Raw genomic sequence first — 1397 nt, 5'->3', positions numbered from 1 at the left:
TTAGATGAAGCGGCATTAATCGCCTGTATGGCATATGTTGATTTAAACCCAATAAGAGCAAAGGCAGCAGCAACACCAGAAACATCAGAGCATACCAGCGTAAAAATACGCATTGAAAGTGCCACTGCAGGTAAGCAACCGAAGCAACTCCTGCGCTTTTCAGGTAAACCAAAAAAGCACATGGCGAAAGGATTACCCTTTGCGCTTAAATCTTACCTTGAACTAGTAGAATTAACCGGGCGTTGTATACGCGAAGGTAAAGCAGGCTATATCGAAAGCAGCACATTACCCCTGTTACAAAGAGTAAACATTACCCCCGAAAACTGGCTAAAACTCACCACACAATTTAGTCGCGTATTTCATGGCGCAGTAGGTCGCCCAGCGTCACACGAAGGATACTGCGAACACCTAAACAGAAAGCGGCGCACCAACGTTAGTAACTGCGAAAAGCTACTGGCTTAAAATTTTACTTCAAAAACTCTCCGTTATTCCCCCTCACTGTGAAAGCACAGTATTTCGCATGCCTAAAAATGAATAAAAAGCAGTTAAATACAACGTTATCTGAATAAGCAGAGGTGTTTTAAAAATTAAGGATGCTTTTAAGCCTAGCAATGTTTGTTTAGATAAACACCAAAGGGATTAATAATTAGAATGGGTGTCATTTAAATTTTCCAAAGAGATTAATAATTAGAGTGGGTGTCATTTTAATTTTTTGGCTTTGAGTGCTAAGTGAGAACTATTTTAAGTTGATTTAAGTTGATATAACAATGATCTGAAGTAATGCTGATATTCGCCCGTCGGGTGGCGCTTCGCTTAACCGACCTACGTTTTTAAATATATTTGAGGGCAAGACAATATTAGTAATAAAAAAGCCTAAGCGGTGTTTAAAGTACTGCTTAGGCTTTATTTTTTATGCGTGTATTACTGTAAGTGTACTAGTAGCTTTTGTGCGCTATCAAACAGCATTAAAGAGCCTAAAATAAATAATATAATGGCAGAAAGTCGACCAAATTTAATCGCAAGTGCCGGGTTATTGCTTAATATTTTTCGGGCGCTAACACCAATAAACCAATATACAAAGCCACAGCCAATTAAATGAATTACGCTTAATACTAACAGCTGCTCGGTGATCGAAAATGAAAAGCTCGGAAATACAAATTGTGGCAATAATGCTAAAAATAGCAGCATTACTTTAGGATTTAACCCGCTAATAATAAAGCCTTTTTTCATCCACTTTAATGGTGTTTCGCCTAATTCACTAGCAGCGCCATTATATACTGCGGGTACTGGCTAATGCCAGTCAGTTAACACTGACTGGCTTTTTTTTATAGGGATATTTAGATGGTTTCTTTTTCACACATCGTGGAAAGCTGCGCTCATGACGCCTTGTTGGTAAC

General features: G+C 38.6%; 2 pseudogenes. One reads left to right on the top strand and one right to left on the bottom strand.

Features of this window, described 5'->3' with window-relative positions:
• A pseudogene (locus HC000_RS18225) lies at nt 1-462 on the top strand (transposase); the annotation flags it as partial.
• 459 nt (nt 463-921) lie between these two features.
• Here HC000_RS18225 and HC000_RS18220 read toward each other — a convergent pair.
• Nucleotides 922-1233: pseudogene (locus HC000_RS18220) on the bottom strand (LysE family transporter); the annotation flags it as partial.
• Nucleotides 1234-1397: the final 164 nt, after the last annotated feature.

The organism is Pseudoalteromonas sp. MIP2626, assembly GCF_013414205.1.
Classification (GTDB): domain Bacteria; phylum Pseudomonadota; class Gammaproteobacteria; order Enterobacterales; family Alteromonadaceae; genus Pseudoalteromonas; species Pseudoalteromonas nigrifaciens.
The sequence above is the reverse complement of the archived record's forward strand: the minus strand, read 5'-3'. Positions and strand labels throughout refer to the sequence as shown.